The 19,981-nt window shown below is 41.3% G+C and carries 19 protein-coding genes; 11 read left to right on the top strand and 8 right to left on the bottom strand.

Annotation, left to right across the window (positions count from 1 at the left end; translation table 11 throughout):
- From AB1A65_RS14840 to AB1A65_RS14805, 8 genes are all read left to right on the top strand, one after another.
- The coding region (locus AB1A65_RS14840; protein ID WP_366590680.1) for a hypothetical protein at window positions 1-188 on the top strand (188 nt) is incomplete at its 5' end.
- A gap of 30 nt (window positions 189-218) precedes the next feature.
- The gene (locus tag AB1A65_RS14835) at window positions 219-788 is read left to right on the top strand and encodes a hypothetical protein (RefSeq protein ID WP_366590678.1); all 570 of its coding nucleotides are present in this window, start codon (window positions 219-221) and stop codon (window positions 786-788) included.
- 83 nt (window positions 789-871) lie between these two features.
- Window positions 872-2,833: a gliding motility-associated C-terminal domain-containing protein gene (locus AB1A65_RS14830; protein WP_366590689.1), complete on the top strand. Its 1,962-nt coding sequence runs from the start codon at window positions 872-874 to the stop codon at window positions 2,831-2,833.
- 4 nt (window positions 2,834-2,837) lie between these two features.
- Window positions 2,838-3,794, top strand: coding sequence for a type IX secretion system membrane protein PorP/SprF (locus AB1A65_RS14825; protein WP_366590677.1), 957 nt, complete (start codon window positions 2,838-2,840; stop codon window positions 3,792-3,794).
- A gap of 57 nt (window positions 3,795-3,851) precedes the next feature.
- Window positions 3,852-4,382, top strand: coding sequence for an isopentenyl-diphosphate Delta-isomerase (gene idi / locus AB1A65_RS14820; RefSeq protein ID WP_366590676.1), 531 nt, complete (start codon window positions 3,852-3,854; stop codon window positions 4,380-4,382).
- The gene (locus AB1A65_RS14815; RefSeq protein ID WP_366590675.1) at window positions 4,382-4,789 is read left to right on the top strand and encodes a 6-carboxytetrahydropterin synthase; all 408 of its coding nucleotides are present in this window, start codon (window positions 4,382-4,384) and stop codon (window positions 4,787-4,789) included. The genes idi and AB1A65_RS14815 overlap by 1 nt, the downstream gene beginning before the upstream one ends.
- Window positions 4,790-4,791: 2 nt before the next feature.
- On the top strand, window positions 4,792-5,760 hold the full coding sequence (locus AB1A65_RS14810) for a type I phosphomannose isomerase catalytic subunit (RefSeq protein ID WP_366590674.1): 969 nt from the start codon (window positions 4,792-4,794) through the stop codon (window positions 5,758-5,760).
- A gap of 25 nt (window positions 5,761-5,785) precedes the next feature.
- Window positions 5,786-6,058, top strand: a complete 273-nt coding sequence (locus AB1A65_RS14805; RefSeq protein WP_366590673.1) for a hypothetical protein — start codon at window positions 5,786-5,788, stop codon at window positions 6,056-6,058.
- On the opposite strand, the gene AB1A65_RS14800 is transcribed toward AB1A65_RS14805, so the two are convergent.
- Genes AB1A65_RS14800 through AB1A65_RS14790 form a run of 3 tightly spaced genes read right to left on the bottom strand, consistent with a single transcriptional unit; the run spans window position 6,059 to window position 10,322 of the window.
- Complete coding sequence (locus AB1A65_RS14800) at window positions 6,059-6,757, bottom strand: DUF4369 domain-containing protein (RefSeq protein WP_366590672.1); 699 nt, start codon at window positions 6,755-6,757, stop codon at window positions 6,059-6,061. It lies immediately after the preceding gene.
- A gap of 44 nt (window positions 6,758-6,801) precedes the next feature.
- Window positions 6,802-8,064, bottom strand: a complete 1,263-nt coding sequence (locus AB1A65_RS14795; protein WP_366590671.1) for a DUF819 family protein — start codon at window positions 8,062-8,064, stop codon at window positions 6,802-6,804.
- A gap of 59 nt (window positions 8,065-8,123) precedes the next feature.
- Window positions 8,124-10,322 (bottom strand): DUF5916 domain-containing protein, encoded by a 2,199-nt coding sequence (locus AB1A65_RS14790; protein ID WP_366590670.1) that lies wholly within the window; start codon window positions 10,320-10,322, stop codon window positions 8,124-8,126.
- Between the two features lie 164 nt (window positions 10,323-10,486).
- Here AB1A65_RS14790 and AB1A65_RS14785 point away from each other — a divergent pair, with 164 nt between their 5' ends.
- Entirely contained in the window at window positions 10,487-11,254 is a 768-nt protein-coding gene (locus AB1A65_RS14785; protein ID WP_366590669.1) for a S1/P1 nuclease, read from the top strand.
- Between the two features lie 10 nt (window positions 11,255-11,264).
- Here the strand turns inward: AB1A65_RS14785 and AB1A65_RS14780 are convergent, their stop codons facing one another.
- Window positions 11,265-12,134: an AraC family transcriptional regulator gene (locus AB1A65_RS14780; RefSeq protein ID WP_366590667.1), complete on the bottom strand. Its 870-nt coding sequence runs from the start codon at window positions 12,132-12,134 to the stop codon at window positions 11,265-11,267.
- A 211-nt stretch (window positions 12,135-12,345) separates the two neighbouring features.
- Here AB1A65_RS14780 and AB1A65_RS14775 point away from each other — a divergent pair, with 211 nt between their 5' ends.
- The gene (locus tag AB1A65_RS14775) at window positions 12,346-12,699 is read left to right on the top strand and encodes a hypothetical protein (RefSeq protein WP_366590665.1); all 354 of its coding nucleotides are present in this window, start codon (window positions 12,346-12,348) and stop codon (window positions 12,697-12,699) included.
- 50 nt (window positions 12,700-12,749) lie between these two features.
- On the opposite strand, the gene AB1A65_RS14770 is transcribed toward AB1A65_RS14775, so the two are convergent.
- The 3 genes from AB1A65_RS14770 to htpG all read right to left on the bottom strand — a co-directional run bounded on the left by AB1A65_RS14770 (window position 12,750) and on the right by htpG (window position 15,694).
- On the bottom strand, window positions 12,750-13,382 hold the full coding sequence (locus AB1A65_RS14770) for an MOSC domain-containing protein (protein WP_366590664.1): 633 nt from the start codon (window positions 13,380-13,382) through the stop codon (window positions 12,750-12,752).
- A 5-nt stretch (window positions 13,383-13,387) separates the two neighbouring features.
- Window positions 13,388-13,744: a hypothetical protein gene (locus tag AB1A65_RS14765; protein ID WP_366590662.1), complete on the bottom strand. Its 357-nt coding sequence runs from the start codon at window positions 13,742-13,744 to the stop codon at window positions 13,388-13,390.
- Window positions 13,745-13,807: 63 nt separating this feature from the next.
- Window positions 13,808-15,694, bottom strand: coding sequence for a molecular chaperone HtpG (htpG, locus tag AB1A65_RS14760; protein WP_366590660.1), 1,887 nt, complete (start codon window positions 15,692-15,694; stop codon window positions 13,808-13,810).
- 403 nt (window positions 15,695-16,097) lie between these two features.
- Between htpG and AB1A65_RS14755 the strand changes: the two genes are divergently transcribed.
- The gene (locus AB1A65_RS14755) at window positions 16,098-17,111 is read left to right on the top strand and encodes a beta-ketoacyl-ACP synthase III (RefSeq protein WP_366590658.1); all 1,014 of its coding nucleotides are present in this window, start codon (window positions 16,098-16,100) and stop codon (window positions 17,109-17,111) included.
- A 106-nt stretch (window positions 17,112-17,217) separates the two neighbouring features.
- On the opposite strand, the gene AB1A65_RS14750 is transcribed toward AB1A65_RS14755, so the two are convergent.
- Window positions 17,218-19,668, bottom strand: coding sequence for an outer membrane beta-barrel family protein (locus AB1A65_RS14750; protein ID WP_366590656.1), 2,451 nt, complete (start codon window positions 19,666-19,668; stop codon window positions 17,218-17,220).
- Between the last annotated feature and the right edge of the window lie 313 nt (window positions 19,669-19,981).

Raw genomic sequence — 19,981 nt, 5'->3', positions numbered from 1 at the left:
CGGCATTGGACAACAGCGGTTCGGACGACCAGACACTCACCCTGTCGGGCAACAGCCTTTCGATAGAGGACGGGAACAACGTGGACCTGAGCGGCTACCTTGACATCTCCGATGACCAGGCCCTCAGCTTGGCCGCTGGCAACATATTGACCCCTGCGGACGTCGGCGCCATCGTTTTGTGCGCATAAGATGCAGACACTGATGGTCAGACCCTCTCATTGAGCGGTTCCGACCTATCGATAAGTGGTGGAAACACCATTGACATCAGTTCCATAGATACGGATACCGATGACCAGACGTTGAGCCTTTCTGGTAATGATTTAACCATTTCAGAAGGAAATACTATTGATATTAGTGGGATTAACACAGACAATCAAGATGCATCCGAAGTTAACTCAGATAGTCCTGTTGATGTAGATGGTGATGGTAATACAGAAGCTACAGTGGAAGATGTAATTCAAGATATAGCACCGATTACTTCCAAAGCAGCACGAATATTTTATCCACCATCAATAGCTATAGATGCTTCCACAAATGGAACTGGACGAACCGTGGATTTATACGCTCAATATGTTGCTCAGTATGGTACTCCGGCCGTTGCAAGCGCAGGTGCACCTGCAGCTATACCAACGTATGCGGCCACTGACCTGTATTATTATATTACATACGCTGATCCCACAGTTTTTGCGAACATGAGTATTGACGCCAATGGTGAATTAACCTATGATATTATTGGACAACCGGCAGATTACAATGCTTTGATCAATGTGGTGTTTGTTGTAAAGTAAAAATGATATAAAGACTAATCGATTTGAACTCAAATAACCTACATAAGTCTTTATTCATTGGATTGTTCATTCTGTTTTTGGGAATGAACTTTGCAAATGCGCAATTTTTGCTTCAGGCCCCAAATACAGGTGATGAAAGCAACTACCAATGGTTTGAAGCTTCCAACCTGGGAACTGTTCTGGGAACAGACTCCTTTTATGAGGCTACCCAACCTGGTGTTTACTTTGCTACTTATGATGGGACACTCTGTGGATCAAATGCTACGGGCTATTTTATTTTGACCGAATGTGGTGCGCCAAATAATGAAGTGACACTTGACATTTCAGCAAGTGTGCCTACGGGAGCAACAGTAAGTTGGACGCCAGCTTTAAGTGGAGACCAAACCCGCCCAATGGTTACTAGCACACAAAGTGTGATGCGCTACACAGCTACCATTACCAAAGCAGGAAATAATTCAGAACTACCAAGATTTACCGTAGTATGTATGAGTCAGGCTGCCAATTTGGTGGATGATTTAATCGCGGTGAACGAAGATGAATCTATTGTGGTTCCCATTTTCGATAACGATTCTGACTTGCCAACAACAGGTACGCTCACGGCAACAACTCCATCCAATGGTTCGGTTGCTATAAATGACAATGGAACAGCCAATGATCCCACAGATGATATAGTTACGTATACCCCGAATCCTGATTACAATGGAAGCGATTCCTTTGATTACACCATTTGTAACGCTCTGGGAGATTGTAGCACGGCGACTGTTACTATAGATGTCTTACCTATTCTTGATACTAATGATGATTCAGTTTCCACAGACATTAACACAGACATTGTTGTGCTATGGAGAGGCAACGATAATGATATTCCTACCGTAGGAACAATTTCTGCTACAACTCCGTCTAATGGAACGGTTACGTTGAACAACAATAGCACTCCCAATGATCCATCAGATGACGACATTACCTATGTGCCCAACCCAGATTTTATTGGGACGGATACATTTGAATATACAGTTTGTGATACCAACGGAAACTGTGATACTGCTACGATTACGATTATCGTAAATACCCTTGGAATTGATTTGGATGCTGATGGGGATGGCATTGTGGACAGTTTTGAAGACCTTAATGCCGATAATGACAACGACCCGTCAACAAATCCCACTGATACCGATGGAGACGGCATTCCTGATTATTTGGATATAGATAGTGATGATGATGGCATTCCTGACAACATTGAAGCACAACCCGCGCTGGGATACATTGCACCAAGTTTGGCGGATGCCAATGGAAATGGATTGGATGATGCCTACGAAAACGATGGTAACGTTGGATTGATTCCTGTGGATTCCGATAATGATGGCATTCCAGATTATGTGGATACCGATAGTGATGATGACAATGTACCCGATGCTATTGAAGGTCATGACCGTGACCATGATGGTATAGCCGATGTAACACTGATCGGTTCCGATAAAGACAATGATGGGTTGGACGATGGCTACGAGGGCGAAACCGTTATTGATATCGATGTCAATGATGAAATTGATGACCCAAGCTTAGACATGCCCGATACAGATTCTGATGGAATTCCAGATTTCAGGGATTCTGATGATGACGATGATGGTATAGAGACCATTGATGAGGACTTAGACCAAGACGGGGACTATACCAATGACGATTCCAACGAAAATGGAATCCCAAATTATCTAGATCCAGACTTGGGTGAAACTACCGTGGAAACGGTAGATGTCATCAATGTTATCACGCCTAATGGAGATGGTGTGCACGATGTGTTGGCCATAAACGGTCTTGAAAATTATCCGAACAACACCGTCAAAATTTATAACCGATGGGGTGTTATGGTATATCAAACCAGAGCCTACAATACTGCTGGAAATGTTTTTGATGGCACTTCGCAAGGTAGGGTTACTGTGGACCAAGATAATAAGCTTCCCGTGGGTACATATTTCTACATCATAGAATATCAAGATGGGACAGGAAACATGAAACAACTTACAGGGTATCTATATATAAACCGATAAAGAAATGGTCGCTGAGGATAAAAAGGCTTTAAGAAATAGAATTAAGGGACTGCTTACCGTGTTGCTACTTGGGGCAATGGGGATGGTACATGCACAACAAGATGCTCAGTACACCCAATATATGTACAATACGGTAAGTGTCAACCCTGCTTATGCCGGTTCCCGTGGCCATTTGAGCATAGCGGCACTTTATCGTAACCAATGGCTCGGATTGGATGGTGCACCGGAGACGCAAACGCTCAACATCCATACCCCAATGGGATATAGAGGTGTTGGTTTGGGAGTTTCTATAGTAAATGATAAGATAGGCCCCACTTCAGAAACCTATTTTGATGTGGACTTTTCTTATACCATTCAAACTTCTTGGGAGGGGCGATTGAGTTTCGGTCTAAAGGCCAGTGCCCATATGCTCGATATTCGTTATTCTGAACTGGATGAATTTGAAATAGATCCGCAATTACAGTCACAACAAGATATACAGAACAAGTTTTCACCCAATGTTGGTGCTGGGGTGTACTACCATACCGATAGATTCTATGCCGGACTATCCGCCCCACGAATCTTGGAAACTACCCATTTTGATACGTCTTCGGTTTCCACGGCCAAAGAGCAGATAAATCTGTATGCCATTACAGGGTATGTTTGGGATTTGAACCCTTTTCTCAAATTTAAGCCAACACTTTTGACCAAAGTGGTGCAAGGAGCTCCATTGCAGGTCGATCTTTCAGCCAACTTTATGTTGAATGAACGCTTCATTGGAGGTGTTGCCTACCGGTGGGATGCTGCTTTCAGTGGCTTGTTTGGCTTCATGGTGTCCGACCAATTAATGATAGGTCTGGCCTATGACCGTGAAATTACCGAGTTGGGAGCAGCTACCTTCAACGATGGTTCTTTTGAGGTCATTCTTCGTTACGATTTCATCAGAAACCTGGGAAATCTTAAATCGCCACGCTTCTTTTAAGGACAATTTAAAACTCCTACTTCGGGTAAATTCCGCCAAAGGTCATATTTTTGCCGCATGGAAGAGGAAAATGTGATTTTGGTGAATGAGGCCGACGAGCCCATTGGCTTGATGCCCAAAATGGAGGCCCACGAGAAGGCATTGCTGCATCGGGCTTTTTCTGTTTTTGTGATGAACGATAAGGGAGAGACCATGCTTCAACAGCGTGCCAAAGATAAATATCATTCTCCCTTGCTATGGACCAATACCTGTTGCAGCCACCAAAGGAATGGAGAATCCAATATTGAGGCTGGCAAGCGTCGGCTTATGGAGGAAATGGGCTTCAGCACAGAACTCAAAGAGTTATTTTCATTTATTTATAAAGCTCCTTTTGATAATGGACTTACCGAACATGAGTATGACCATGTAATGATCGGTTCATTCAATAGTGCACCAAACATTAATCCAGAAGAAGTGGCAGATTGGAAATGGATGCACCCAGAAGACATCAAAAAGGATATTTCCAAGAACCCTGATCACTATACGGCCTGGTTCAAGATTATTTTTGAACGTTTCTATGAACATCTTATGCAAAATATCCCATCATAATGAAGGTGAAAGTAAGCAGAAAGGCCATTTTTAATGCAGCACACAGGTTGTACCGGCCAGATTGGGATGAAGCGAAAAATAACGCTGTTTTTGGCAAGTGTAACAACCCACGGTACCATGGGCATAACTATGAGCTGATTGTTAGTGTTACCGGTGAAATTGACCAAGAAACAGGCTTTGTGATGGATTTAAAGGTGCTCAAGGATTTGATAAAAGAGCACGTTGAAGAAGCCCTGGATCATAAAAACCTCAATGCAGATGTACCTGAGTTTAAAAATCTAAACCCAACGGCAGAAAATATAGCCGTGGTCATCTGGAATAAACTCCGACCTCATATAAACAAGACCAAGGACTTGGAAGTTGTGCTATATGAAACCCCCCGAAATTTTGTAACTTACTCAGGATAAAAATGGACCTATACCCTTTAAAATTCAAACCCATCCTAAAGGAACGACTTTGGGGAGGCACCAAGCTGAAAGACGTACTTAACAAACCCATAGAAAGTGATATTACTGGGGAGAGTTGGGAACTTTCTGGTGTGCAAGGCGATATTTCAGAAGTGTGCAATGGAGATTTGGCAGGAACGTCATTAAATCAACTCATTACCAAGCATGGTGAGAAACTATTGGGAAAAAGTGTTGTGGCACGTTTTGGAAATGAGTTTCCTATCCTTATAAAATTCATAGATGCCAAGCAAGATCTTTCCATTCAGCTGCATCCCAATGACGATTTGGCAAAAGAAAGGCACAATTCCTTTGGGAAAACGGAAATGTGGTATATAATGAATGCCGACCCTGGGGCCAAGTTGATCGTAGGATTTAACAGGAATGTTGAAAAAGCCGAGTACATACAAAGTTTGGAAGAAGGCACTTTGTTGGATTTGATGAACTACGAAGAAGTTTCAGAAGGGGACACTTTTTTCATTAATACCGGAAAAATACATGCCATTGGTGCAGGGGTCATGTTGGCCGAAATCCAACAGACTTCTGACATCACCTATAGAGTGTACGATTTTGACCGCAAGGACAAAAATGGAAATCTTCGGGAATTGCATACAGGTCTGGCCGTTGATGCCATTGATTATGAGCAAAAGGACGATTTTAAAGTGGATTACCCCCATAAAAAGGATGCCGTAAATACCATGGTCGATTGTCCTTATTTCAAGACCAACTTTTTGGATTTGAACAGTTCAATGCACCAAGATTTGTCCACTCGGGATTCCTTTACAATATATATGTGCGTAGGGGGGGAGGCCACCATTGACAACGATTGGGGCAATGTTTCCATTAAGAAGGGGGAGACCATTTTGGTGCCCGCATGCAGCAGTACTGTGAACATTAACACCCACAGAGCCAAACTTTTAGAAGTTACGATTTAGTAGTACATTTGAAAAAATACTTACCATGCCAAGTGTTCGTGATTTAAAAAAAGATGTCAACTATGTGCTGGGGGACATTATTGAAGCGGTTTATATTTGGGAAGCCGGTTCGGGAAACAAAGAATCTGAAGAGGGAACCGTAATCATTGACAAAGCCATAGCGGTGTTCGATGAATTAATGGGTAAAATCCATCAGAAAGAAGTAAAAGATACCAAAGCCCATTTTAAGGAAATACGGGTACAACTGGAAGAAAAAGCCACAGAACTTGTGGAAGAACTGAACAATCTTGCCAGTTGATCAATCCTGCTTTTTCAAGAAATCTTGAAGCGCTTTCCCATATTTTGATGCAGCCACTTCAGGCGATAGTTTCCTGTACACCGAATCCAAATACTTGGGGTTGGCTTCTTGGGCCTCCATAATCATTATATAAGGAGTGGCATAGGAATCTCCATTGTTCAAACCAAAGTTCAATACATATCTGTACCGATTCAAAAGATTTTGGTCCGCCAGTCTTTGAAGTGAATCCAACGCCTTTGTGTTTTCTTGATATTTGGGTTGGGTGGCTTCTTGCATCAAGGTTAAATCCTTCAAGTTGAATTTTGAGAGCATCTCATTGAATTCTGAAAGTGTTTCATGTGACTTAGAACCCATAATTTCTGGATTCAGGTCAAACGTGTTCCAAGAGGTATTGATTGTAATTTGTCCAGGCTCACCAAAAAACAAGATTCGGTCATTGACCTCATTTTGGTCCTCTTTTTCCAGATAGAGATAAAAAATATCAGGGTTTTCAACTTCGTGTGAAAAACTGAAATTCCCATCGCCTTCAATTTTGAGGGAATCCAATACCACCAATGAAGAATCTTTGAACTGTTGTAGAAAAAGGGTGCCTTTTTTCAGTCCTTTTATGTTTCCGGAAACCAACATGGTGTTTTCCGTTTCCTTTTCACACGAGGCCATGGCCAATATCAAAACTACTATCGTTAGGATTCTCTTCATTATTCAAATTTTGCTCGGCAAATATGCATAAACTTCTGAACTTTTTAAACTTTGGAGGCCACTTCCATCAATAAAGCACAAATATAGGCGCCGGCCGTGCCCACAACGTACCCAAAAACGGCCAAAAGAATGCCCACGGAGGTCAATGAAGGATGAAATTCGGCTGCCACAACGGGTGCTGAAGCAGCTCCGCCTACATTGGCCTGGCTGCCCACAGCAAGAAAAAAGTAGGGGGCTTTGATCAATTTGGCCACCAAAATCAAAAGCCCGGCATGAATGCTGATCCAAACCAACCCAATAGCAATGAGACCTGGGTTTTCCAAAACTTTACCCAAATCCATCTTCATTCCAATGGTAGCCACCAATATGTAGATGAAAACACCACCTATTTTGCTTGCCCCGACCCCTTCATATGCTTTAGCCTTGGTAAAAGATAAACCAATTCCGATAGTAGTTGCAAAGACCACCATCCACAAAAATTGGGAACCTAGGGAAGAGAGTATTTTCTGTTTGTTGCGGATGACTTCAAAATTGTTCTCCAAGAATCCAGCAAAATGATATCCCAAAAAATGGGCAATACCAACCCCGGCAAAGGCATAGAAAAGCATCATCATAAAATCGGGCAAAGAGGTAACGCGGGCAATTTTTTCAGTATACGTGGAAACCTTTTGTTTGAGTTGTTCAATGGATGAGGTATCAGCTTTTAACCAAGCATCAATTCTTTTGGATTTTCCAATACCAAGTAAGAGCACAGCCATCCAAAGATTGGCCACTACGATGTCAATCAAGACCATTCCTCCATAATTTTCCTGATTGTATTTGAACACTTCCAGCATAGCAGCCTGATTGGCGCCTCCACCTATCCAGCTTCCGGCAATAGTGGCCAATCCGCGCCAAACAGCATCAAAACCACTTCCGCCCACAGTTTCTGGTGAAAAAATGGAAACAATCAAAATGGCCAAAGGTCCTCCTATGATGACACCAACCGTACCGGTCAAAAACATGATCAAGGCTTTGGAGCCTAAGTTCATGATGGCTTTAAGGTCTATGCTCAGGGTCATTAAGATCAGTGCGGCTGGCAACAAATATCTACTCGCAACGAAATAGGTCTGGGAGGACGATTCGTCCACTATGCCCAAACTTGCTAAAATTGCAGGCAATAGGTAGCACATGAGTACAGTGGGCACCACACCGTAAAACTTGCTCCAAAATCCCGTTTTTAGGGATGAAGTATAGAAAACAAAGCCTAAACAAAGGCAGAGAAGTCCAAAGATAACGGTGTCATCTGTAAAAGGTAGTTGGTTCATAGCAGTTAAATAGTGATGGCTCCAAATATAGGAAAATCAAAAAAAGCCATTTTATATGACTATATGTTCAACCAATACGTGAGTTTTAGGTTAATGGACCTGCTTCTAGGCATAATCGTATTTACGAAGTAGTTATCGTTGTACACCAAGAATAGATCAGATAAGGGGGCAAAACGCCATTGCAAGCGCGAGTTGATTCCTAAATTGTCCAACTGGTTGCTATATTGTACCAAAGTGGACCAAAAAACGGATTTATTGAAGGTGATGTTGATTCGCGGACTCACCAGCCATAAATCAGCACTTTCATACGGTTCGGGTAGTTGAATGCTGTTGTAGTTTAACCCCAAGGAAAGGAAAACCGTAGGTTGGAGGCGAAGGCTTACATCCCCTTCAAGCGCAAACTGGGTGCCGTTGTAAAATTCACCATACCCAGGTTCAAGGGAATACGAAAGAACCTTTCTTCGATCACTCTGAAACTCAACTTCAAAACTGGTATAATAATAGCCTTGATCGGCCGGAAGCTCAACACCACCATCAGTATCAGTGGGGTCAAAGGACTCCGTTAAAAAAGTATATCGGTTGAACATACGAGCGGATAGTTCCTCTTGGGTCTTGAACTGGGCCTGCCAGCCTGTGAAAAATAGGTAGTCGGTATTCTGATAATCCAAAGTGGGCCTCCAAATTGCATTGGGGTTAAAGCGAAACCCGTGAAAATTCATATTTCCCTTTTTGGGCCAGAAATTTACTTCAACAAAAGGTCTGGCGGCCACAATGTCTTGGCGACGTATAAAGCCAAGATCGGAACGAAAGTCATTACCCACAAAGTTCCCGCGAAGTCCAAAATTGAGGTATCTGGAGTTGTATTGTAAGTCCACTCCTCCAGCGGCATCACGATCGCCTAGGGCATGGGCAAAAGACTTATGATAAAAAAACTTTCCTGTCCAAGTATTATCTGCCGACGCCAAATTGTAATCCAGCCCTACCACACGGTTGTAGCGATCTTCCTCAGCTAGGAAGTCATAATCCTGAAAGGTTTGGCGGTTCACCAAAATAAAGCTAAGGTTGGAACGGGAGAACATCTTTTTTTGAAGGGCAAAAACGGTGTTGTTGTTACTGGCAATCTCATTGGCCTCATCTTCCTCCGTTTGGATGTTGAGAAAGCCCAGCCTCCAGTTCTCATTTACTTTTCCGCTCAGACGAACACCGCCAATAATGCCATTTTCAATGGTCTCACCATCCAGATTTTCGGCAATACCAATTCTTCTTGAAAAGAAGGGATTGGAGTCCCTTTCATTTCCAAAAGAACCAAAAAGGTCACTATTGTCAATAAAAAACTGCCTGCGCTCTGGAAGAGAAATTTCAAATCGGGTAAGATTGGTGACCAAATTGTCCACCTCTACGTTGGAAAAATCGGGGTTTACGGTAATATCCAGATTCATGCCATTGCCAATGGAGACCTTTGCGTCTCCCCCAAAATTCAGATTACTTCTATCCTCATTAGTTTCATAATCCTTGCCTGCAATTCCGTTGATGTAGGGGATAATGGCCATGGGAGTCCTTGATTTTCCAAGAGGTTTTTCAAAAACCATATCTCCCATGAAGGCGAGCCCAAAGACAAACTGATTCTGCGGAATTTCAGCCCATGTGCTGGTTTCGTTGGTTTGCATATCAAAACGGTAGCTGTTGAAACGCCATTTGGTCTCTCCTTGTTTAAATTTGAAAGAAGTAAGGGGAATGGCCATCTCACATATGTAATAGCCATCGTATATTTTTGCTTCGCCCTGCCATTTTACATCCCAAGAGGTAGTGAAACCACTCAATCCGATACCTCCATTTGAAATTAAGGCCTCCCTGCGAACCCCATAGGGATTCATTCCAAACAGAAAGGCATTGGTTCCATCATTGAAGGTATCAAAAAGTAGGCTAATATTGTCATTTCCACCAGCTCTGTAATCCCGCTCCAAGGAAGGAATCACGTAATCACTACCTTCCGTGTTGAGCTTAATACCAATGTAGAGCGTAGTGGCACTGTACAACATTTTTATCTCGGTTTGCTGCAGGGCCAAAATGGAATCTGAAGGGAAATATTGTTGAAAATTGTTGGCACTTTCTGCAATATCCCAAACCGATTCATCCAAAATCCCATCAATTTGCATGGGTTCTTCAATGTATTTTACCGTGAATTGCTTGGGAGTGGTTTGCGCAAAAAATAGAAATGGGAATAACAGCGTACTGAGTACAAAACGAAAATAAAACATTAGCTGAGTTAGTTGGTTCACAAATTTAAGATTTAGCTTCGTTAAAAAAATCCCAAAGTTTGCTTTAGAGCATTGTGTTTCAAAAAAGATGGTGAAAATTGGGACTCATAAATTTTGTTAATGGATTGTAAATCTTGCTTCTACTTTTGAATACCTCATCAATCATGAAAAAGACCATAATTTTATTTTTATTGGCCCCCGTCCTGGCCTTCAGTAACTTTTGGGGGAAAACAGGACATCGTGTAACAGGGCATATTGCACAAAACCACTTATCTGGGAAGGCAAAGCGGGCTTTGAACGATTTGCTGGATGGACATAGCCTTGCTTTTGTTTCCACGTATGCTGATGAAATAAAAGCGGACCGAAAGTATTCCAAATATTCGGCTTGGCATTACGTGAATTATCCCTTAGGGATAAAATATGCAGATTCTGAAAAGAGTGAATATGGTGATATTATCACTGCCATTGAAGAGTGCAAGCGAGTAGTACTGGATAAAAATAGAAGTAGGGAAGATCGTGTTTTTCACCTTAAGATGTTGGTTCACCTTATTGGAGATTTACACCAGCCCATGCACGCCAGTAGGGCAGAGGACAAAGGGGGTAATGATATACAGGTACAATGGTTTGGCGAAGGAAGTAATTTACACCGGGTATGGGACAAAAATTTAATTGTTTCGTATGGTATGACCTATACGGAATTAGCCAATGAACTCGATCAGGTGTCTCGAAAAGAACGTAAAAAGATTCAGGAAGGTACCATTTACGATTGGGTGGATGAATCCCATGAAATTTGTGCCGAGTTATACGAATCTGTTGAGGTAGGTGAAAAGCTGGGTTACCAATACGCCTACAAATATAATGATGTACTGTTCCAACAACTGCAAAGAGGGGGATTACGACTGGCCAAAGTCCTTAACGACTTGTTTGCCTAGGCCATTATGCTTATTGCAATACGGCCTTTAATTGGTTTCTGTACTCTGATGGATTTTGACCAGTGAATGCTTTAAACGATTTGTTGAAATGCGAAAAGTTGTTGAATCCACTTTCATAACACACTTGGGTAATACTCATAGGCTGCTCGGCCAATAGTTTAGAAGCGTGCACCAAACGATATTCGTTTACAAACTGCGTAAAGGTCTTATTGGTAATTTTTTTGAAGTACCTACAGAATGAGGGTACGGTCATGCTCACCATATCCGCAATTTCATCCAAGCTGATGTCTTCCTTAAAATTGGTCTTCACGTGATTGAAGACAATATTGATTCGGTCATTGTCCTTTACCTCGGTCTCTATGGAAAAGCCTTCGCCGTTCAATACTTTGATTTCATCCGAAGTAGCCAGTATGTTCAATATATTAAGGATGGATAAAAGTCGTTGGAAATCGGTTTGGTACTCCAAGATTTCCATTTTTTCACCAACCTTTACCTTGGTCATACCTGAAAATGCGATTCCACCCTTGGCAACTTCAAAGAGTTTTTGAATGTTCTTCATTTCGGGGATATTGAAGAAATCACTCCCCAAAAAATCAGCTTTCATCTGAACAAGGGTCTCACTTTTGTTTCCCGTTAATTTATCGGTAAATCCACAATGGGGCAGGTTGGACCCAATAAGGATAAGGTCTCCGTTTCTAAAATAGGAGACATGACTGCCTATTTGCCGTTTTCCGGAACCTCCGTTAATATAGACCAGTTCCAGTTCGGGGTGATAATGCCAGCCATTGTTCTTATTCTCGTTGTTCTCATTGAACTTTTGATACGTAAACGAGTGTCCAAAACTAGGCGCAATTGCCTCAAAAGCAGGTTTTTGAATCATTTTTGCCATTTTAAATTTGGTAGTGTAAAGTTACTGTCATGTTGTGTAGGGCGTCTCTACAAAATTAACCAAAATCTATGCTATTTTAACCTTAGTACAAAGTTAACATATTTACCATGTTAAAATTGCATAGAAACTGGAAAAGATGGTGGTATTCTAGGCTATAGTTGCGCCATACATTTGTACTGTAATCTTAAAAAAACGAAATGTTATGAAGTCAGTAGTAAATTATGTAGTAGCCGGAGCTTTCTTACTAGTATCAACAGTAGGTGTAGCCAACGGTCCAGCAAAAAGCGAAGTTGAAAAGAAATTGGTCAATGTTGAGCTTGACCCAGTTTTCGTTAAAAAAGGCGAAAAATTGATGATGAACCTTTTGAACATCTCTCAAGGAACAGTAATCCTTAAGGTGTATGACAGCAAGGACAGACTTGTTTACAATGAGTCAATCGATGGAAAACTTGTTGTTGAAAAAGCGTTCAACTTTGAAAGAGCCTTTGAAGACGAATATACCATAGTTGTTGTTGATAAGTTTGGTACTTACAAAGAAACTATGGCGGTAAGATAGTTTGTTTAGTTAATTTTTATGTGCATGGGGCCCTTTCAAGGGCCCTTTTTTTATAACCATTTTTCAAGGCGTTCCCTTTTCCCTGAGGGTAGGGCATCATTTGCAATGGCAAGTTTTAGATGTTCTGCGTTCTTTTCCTTGGAAAAAAGCAACTTATAGAATGCTTGGGTGGTCAATGAACTTTTAGATTCTTCCACCAACTCCATCACATCACCTGTAGTGACTTGTCCTACTTCCAAAATACGGATATAGGTGCCGGGAAAACCATGATCAATGAATTCTTTTAAGATTTCTTGGGATTGAAACCGGATTCCCAATTTGAAGCAGGGCTCCCTAGGTTGCGTTATTTGTACCAAGGCACTTCCCAATTTATAAATATTGCCTATTCTGATTTTGGATTCATCCAAGCCTTCAACGGTCAGGTTTTCTCCAAACATACCCCAATCCCAATCCAAATTCGGATATTTTTCTTTCCAATAGGGGTAATGGTCAGAAGAAAAAAGATAACACGCCTTAAAAATACCTCCATGCACCTTTCGGTCTGCAATAGTATCCTTGGCTACGCTCTCCTTTTCCAAAAATATAGGTTCATTGGATGGATACTTGTATATACCGGTTGTGGTTTGTTTTCCGTTCCAGACTATTGGGGTAGGCTTGCCTATGTTTGTTGATATAACTTTCATATTTTTTAAATTAAATAAAAGTAAGCCCAATACATCAGCCCAAATTGTAAAGGAATTCTAAGTACAAGAATCCATTTGGGGATTCCAGCTGAGGCTTTTTCCCCTGAAAGCATATAAAAATGAACCAGTAGAAAAACAATCAGCATTAAAATGATTCCGTAAATGCTAAGGTTTCTAGTTTCTACAAAGCATAGTCCAATCCCCAAAACAATTTCTGCTACACCGCTCAAAAACACCAAAAACTTGTGATAGGGAAGGTAACGGGGCATAATCCGCAAATACGCTTTCGGAAAAATAAAATGCATCAAGCCAGCAACTACGTACATGCCAGCCATCAGATACAAATGCCAGGGTGCTACCATGGACTAAAAATAAGAAAGGCAGACCAAATTGACCTGCCTTTTCAATCCTATTTTACTGTGACCTTATTTAATCATATCATAACTACGGGCAATGAACTTGGTCAATTCCTCACCTTTCAGCAGTCCTTTGGACAAACGCGCCAAATCCAAAGACTGATTGATCAAGCGTTCCCGTTTTTTGGCGGTTTTGGTGTTCAAGATTTCACTCACCAATTCGTGATTGGTATTAACAATAAGGTTGTACATGTCTGGCATATTGCCCATTCCGAACATACCGCCTCCACCGGTGCGTTGCATTTCCTTCATTCGTCGCATAAATTCCGGCTCTGTAATTATAAAGGGAGATGCACTGCTCTCCATGGCCTCCATCTGAATAGTATAGCCTTTTTCCTTTACAACCTCCTCAATCTCACCTTTGAGTTTTTCCTTTTCCTCATCAGAAAGTTTGGAAATGGCCGTGTCTTCTTTTTTGATAAGGTTATCAATATGGTCTGAATCTACACGTACAAAGGATAGATTTTCTTTTGAAGTCTCCATTTTTTGAAGCAAGTGCGGTACAATGGGCGAGTCCATCAATAAAATCTCGTAGCCTTTGGCTTTGGCAGCTTCAATATAGCTGTGTTGCGCTTCTCGGTCCGAAGCATACAAGACCACCAATTTGTCATCCTTGTCAGTTTGGTTATCCTTAATTTTAGCTTCCAACTCTTCAAAAGTGAAGTATTTGTCATCAACCGTTGGGTAAAGTGCGAACTTGTCAGCTTTTTCAAAGAACTTTTCTTCGGAAAGCATCCCATATTCTATGACCACTTTGATATCGTTCCACTTTTGCTCAAAATCTTCCCGATTATTTTTGAAAAGTGAATTTAACTTATCCGCCACTTTTCGGGTAATGTAGGATGAAATCTTTTTTACTGCACCATCCGCCTGTAGATAAGATCTTGATACGTTCAAAGGAATATCCGGCGAATCAATAACCCCGCGAAGCATGGTTAAGAACTCGGGAACAATACCCTCTACATTATCGGTGACAAATACCTGGTTTTGGTACAGCTGTATTCTATCTTTTTGAATGTTGAGGTCATTGGTCAACTTGGGGAAATACAAAATACCGGTTAAGTTGAAGGGATAGTCCACATTAAGATGGATGTGGAACAAGGGCTCTTCAAACTGCATGGGATAGAGTTCCCTATAAAATTGTTTGTAATCCTCGTTCTCTAAATCAGTGGGTTGCTTGGTCCAAGCTGGGTTGGGGTTGTTGATGATGTCATCAACCTCTTTGGTTGGAGCCGGGTCATCTTCTTTGGCACCTTCGGGCTTGGGAAGCGTTTCGGTGCGGGTTCCAAATTTGATGGGAATGGGCATGAACTTGTTGTATTTGGTCAACAGTTCACGGATTTTGGAGTCTTCCAAAAACTCAGTGGAATCTTCAGCCACGTGAAGAACAATCTCGGTACCCCTTTCCTTTTTCTTCGCTTCTTTCAAAGTGAATTCTGGTGAACCGTCGCATATCCAGTGCACTGCTGGCTCATCCTTAAAACTCTTGGTGATGATTTCCACTTTCTCTGCAACCATAAAGGCAGAGTAGAAACCAAGACCAAAATGCCCAATGATTCCCGCGTCCTTCCCGGCATCTTTGTATTTGTCCAAGAATTCCTCCGCTCCAGAAAAAGCCACTTCATTAATGTACTTTTTCACTTCCTCTTCGGTCATCCCGATACCTTGGTCTATAATATGGATACGTTTTTTGTCCTTGTTGACCTTCACCTCAATTATGGGTTTGCCATATTCAACTTTGGCCTCTCCAATGGAGGTAAGGTGTTTTAGTTTTAAGGTTGCATCTGTAGCATTTGATATCAATTCCCTCAAAAATATCTCATGATCGCTATATAAAAACTTTTTGATCAAGGGGAAAATGTTCTCTACTGAAACATTGATTTTACCTGTTGCCATGGTTTATGTAATTTTTTTAATCCCATCACGACAAAAAAAATACCACTTTGACAAAGCTGACAAACTGACACAGCTCGGTACTTTTAACATTGAAATATAAACTTTAACACATTTTTGTTTATTCTTTTTTGTAAAATGATAAACAAAAAATGTATCTTTACTTCGTTATAGGAAAAAATTGCTATGAAATAGTGAACTATAACAAGTTTGTTTATTTATTGGTTAGGTTGTTGAAAATGCACTTTCGCCCGAAAGTGCATTTTCTTTTCACAATCAATTTTGCTGAACTAAAGGGTATGGCCGTTTATTTTGTTAATAAATGTGCAGTACTTTGGATATATTTTTTACTTTTCCCTTTAAAAACATATCGTTTTTTAAATAATTAGTATTTAATCAGAAAGCAATGTACAACTCAAGAATATCAGGTTTGGGATTCTATGTTCCTGAAAATGTGGTCACCAATGATGACTTGTCCAAAGTAATGGACACTAATGATGAATGGATTCAGGAGCGTACAGGAATCAAAGAGCGACGCCATGTAGTGAAAGGTACTGATACTACTACCAGTATGGGGGTAAAGGCAGCACAAAAGGCCATTGAACGTGCTGGTGTTGATAAAAATGACATTGATTTTATTGTCTTTGCCACGCTCAGTCCCGATTATTATTTTCCGGGTCCTGGTGTTTTAGTACAGCGTGATTTGGGCCTTAAAACCGTTGGGGCATTGGATATTCGCAACCAGTGTTCCGGTTTTGTGTACGGTATATCGGTAGCAGACCAATACATTAAAAGTGGCATGTATAAAAATGTGCTCGTCATTGGTTCTGAACTGCATTCCCATGGACTGGATATGACCACAAGGGGAAGGGGTGTCTCCGTTATTTTTGGGGATGGTGCTGGAGCTGCGGTAGTAACGCGAGAGGAAGATACATCCAAGGGTATTTTATCCTCACACCTTCATTCTGAGGGTGAACACGCGGAAGAACTATCATTGATTGCCCCCGGAATGGGAAAAAGATGGGTGACCGATATTATCGAAGATGTTGATTCTGGCACCGAGGATACGTCCTATTTTCCTTATATGAATGGTCAGTTTGTGTTCAAGAATGCGGTAGTGCGCTTTAGTGAGGTAATTATGGAAGGATTACAGACCAATAATTTAGGCCCTCAGGATATTGATATGTTAATTCCGCACCAAGCCAATTTGCGTATTTCCCAATTCATTCAGAAGAAATTTGGATTGTCTGATGATCAAGTGTTCAACAACATCATGAGTTACGGAAATACTACAGCAGCTTCTATTCCAATTGCTTTGACTGAGGCATGGGAACAGGGAAAGGTGAAAGAGGGCGATTTGGTGGTCCTTGCCGCTTTTGGTAGTGGTTTTACATGGGGGAGTGTTATTATCCGGTGGTAATTCCAAATAAAAAACAAAGCCCCGACCTTATTAAAGATCGGGGCTCTTTATTAATGCACCTGCCTACTTACCAACCAACACTTCGGCAATCTGCACTAATGCGTCGTTATAAAATTCCTCCGCTGGACTGTTTGGTGCGGTCATCTCTTCGCTTACGTTGTTTAGCACGATTTTTTCCACTTCCAAAACGATAGGAAAGTCCTACGTAGACATTATTGCTCTCCCAATTGAACCCTCCAGCTTGTTCATACGGTCTTTCTCCTTTGAAGGCGAAACGCATGGTATTGAAAATATCATTGTAGTTAAAGCTGATAGTTCCATTGCCTTCAGCAAAATTGTAGCGAGCTCCCAAATTCACAAAGTACATGGGCTCGGCATTGAATTGAATGGTTCGGTTCTTTCCACGGTAAAATCCAAAAGCCTGTAGTGTCAGCTGCTTAGTCACCGTAAAACTGTTGTTCATACGTAAGTTCCAAGCGGTGTTGTCCACTTTTACGCTTTCCTCAACAATGTCATCCTCGGTAGGATTGGGGACATTTCCAGGTACAGTTTCCGTAATTCCACGATTGGTCTGGGAGAACATATCAAAACTACCGTTAATGTTCCACCATTTGGTTGGGCGATAGCTTCCAGAGAGTTCCAAACCATAGGCGGAAGTCTTAGCAAAGTTGTCGAACGTCAATATGATCTTATTAAAATCCAAACGGTCTATATAAACCGCACGGTTGATTTCATCCTTGATGCTTCGGTAAAAAACACCTGCTGTAATGCTACCATCTTTAATGCGCCGTGTATAGTTGGCTTCATAGGAATTGGTGAACTGGGGTACTAAATTTGGATTTCCGAAGGAAGAAATCAAGGGCGTGGCAAATTCCCTAATTGGATTTACCTGCTCAAGTCCAGGTCTGTCCACACGTCTGCTATAGCTCAGCTGCATTTGATTTTTCTCATTGACATTGTAGGTTACAAAGGCTGATGGATAAATCTCCGTATACTTATCGGTAAAGGACCTGACATTGTTGGTGTCCGCAGTAACTTCTACATCTTCTACACGAACCCCCATTTGATAGGACCATTTTTGATAAGACTGGCTGAACGTGGCGTAAGCAGAATAAATGTCCATTCCATATACAAAATTGGTGTTTGGGGTAGGTACCAAATTACCACCAGAGTTAAAGGAAAATCCCGTGGATGAATAGTCGACATCTGTTTCAAAATTCCGGGATTCCAGTCCAATCTCAAGTTTTGAAATGCTGTCCAAAGGATTCACATAATCCAAATTGGCAATGGTCTGGGTGCGTTCCGTATCCACAAAATCCATGTAATTGGGGTATAGACTTGCACCAACTGACCTAAAATTAGCATCTTGTCCACTTTCAAAACAGTTAAAATCCACCTCCAATTCTATGTTGTGTCCTTCCTTGTTGAAGTCCAGTTTGTAGTCAAAATTGTATTGTTCGCTGCGGTTGTCTGAAATGTCGTCAAAAAATTGGGTTACATTCCGGGATGCATCCGTATTATAAGTGACTTCAGTTACCCCAATTCCAGACCCGTCAAAAATATTTTGGTTGGTGAAAAAAGAAATGGTGTTCTTTTCATTGAGATAAAAGTCCACTCCCAATTTGTAAAGATGTGATTTGTTATTGTTGAAGAAATCAAACTCTTGGAGTGAGTTTTCATCGGTACGGAATATGGTTCCATCATTGACATATTTGCCAATGTTATTGCCATAATTACCATAAAAATTGAATTTTCCGTTACGGTAGTTCAAATCGATGGAGCTGTTGAACTTGGCCTCGATACCTTTTGTTAATCCGAGATTCACATTCCCATTGAAACCAATGTTGGCATTTTTGTGTAGCACAATATTTATGATACCGCTCATGCCCTCTGGATTGTATTTGGCAGACGGATTGGTGATGAGCTCAATGGATTTAATGGAGGTTGAAGGTATTTGACGGAGCAATTGAGCCACCGGAACGTTAGATAGTTTTCCATCCACCATTACCCTAACATTTGAGTTTCCGCGCAAGGTAAGATCGCCCGTTTGGGCATCCACGTTAACAGAGGGGATGTTGTTCATAATGTCTGAAGCGGTGGCGCCAGCGGTTGTGAGGTCCTTGCCAACGTTGATGACTTTTCGGTCCACCCGTTGTTCAATGGTGGTACGTTCGGCCACCACTTCCACTTCGTCCAGTTCCCGTGTTTCCTCTTCTAGGGTGATGGTCCCCAAATCTTGGTTTCTGTTGTTCTTATTGATGACCAATTCTTGGGAATAGGTCTTGTAACCAATAAATTGAACTTCAAGAATAAAGGAACCATCGGGTAGTTTTTTGATTTCAAAACTTCCATCATCCTCGGTAATTCCACCTGTTATGGTTTCAGCACCATTTTCAGATTTAATAACGATGGCTGCATAAGCCACAGGCTGCTGCAAGGTATTGTCAACAACGGTTCCAGAGATTGAGCCCAAGGCGGTTTCTGGTTCGTTGTTATTTGCAAAATTGATTTGAATGCTGCACAAGAAGAGTGCAACAACTAAGAATAGCTTCTTCATGAGTTGTTCGTTTTTTGATTTGATTGATGATACCTACAAGACGGGTTTAATGTAAAAATGTTACAGGCTTTATTGATTTTAACATTTGTAAACCGCTGTAAGGTTATGGGGAGGCTAGGGACCAAGAAATGGTTTGGTGGAAAAAAGAAACCCTGACATTCAGAATGCCAGGGTTTTACATTGATAAGCTATACTAAACACTAACCATTAACTATAAAAAATACAGTCTTACCAATGAATGATATTTTATAGATAAAAGACGACTAATTTTTCAAATAGTTACAATCTTTGAATCAGTTTAACACATAAATTA

Source organism: Allomuricauda sp. ANG21 (assembly GCF_040705235.1).
GTDB lineage: Bacteria > Bacteroidota > Bacteroidia > Flavobacteriales > Flavobacteriaceae > Flagellimonas > Flagellimonas marina.
This window is presented reverse-complemented; position numbering and strand designations above follow the sequence as displayed.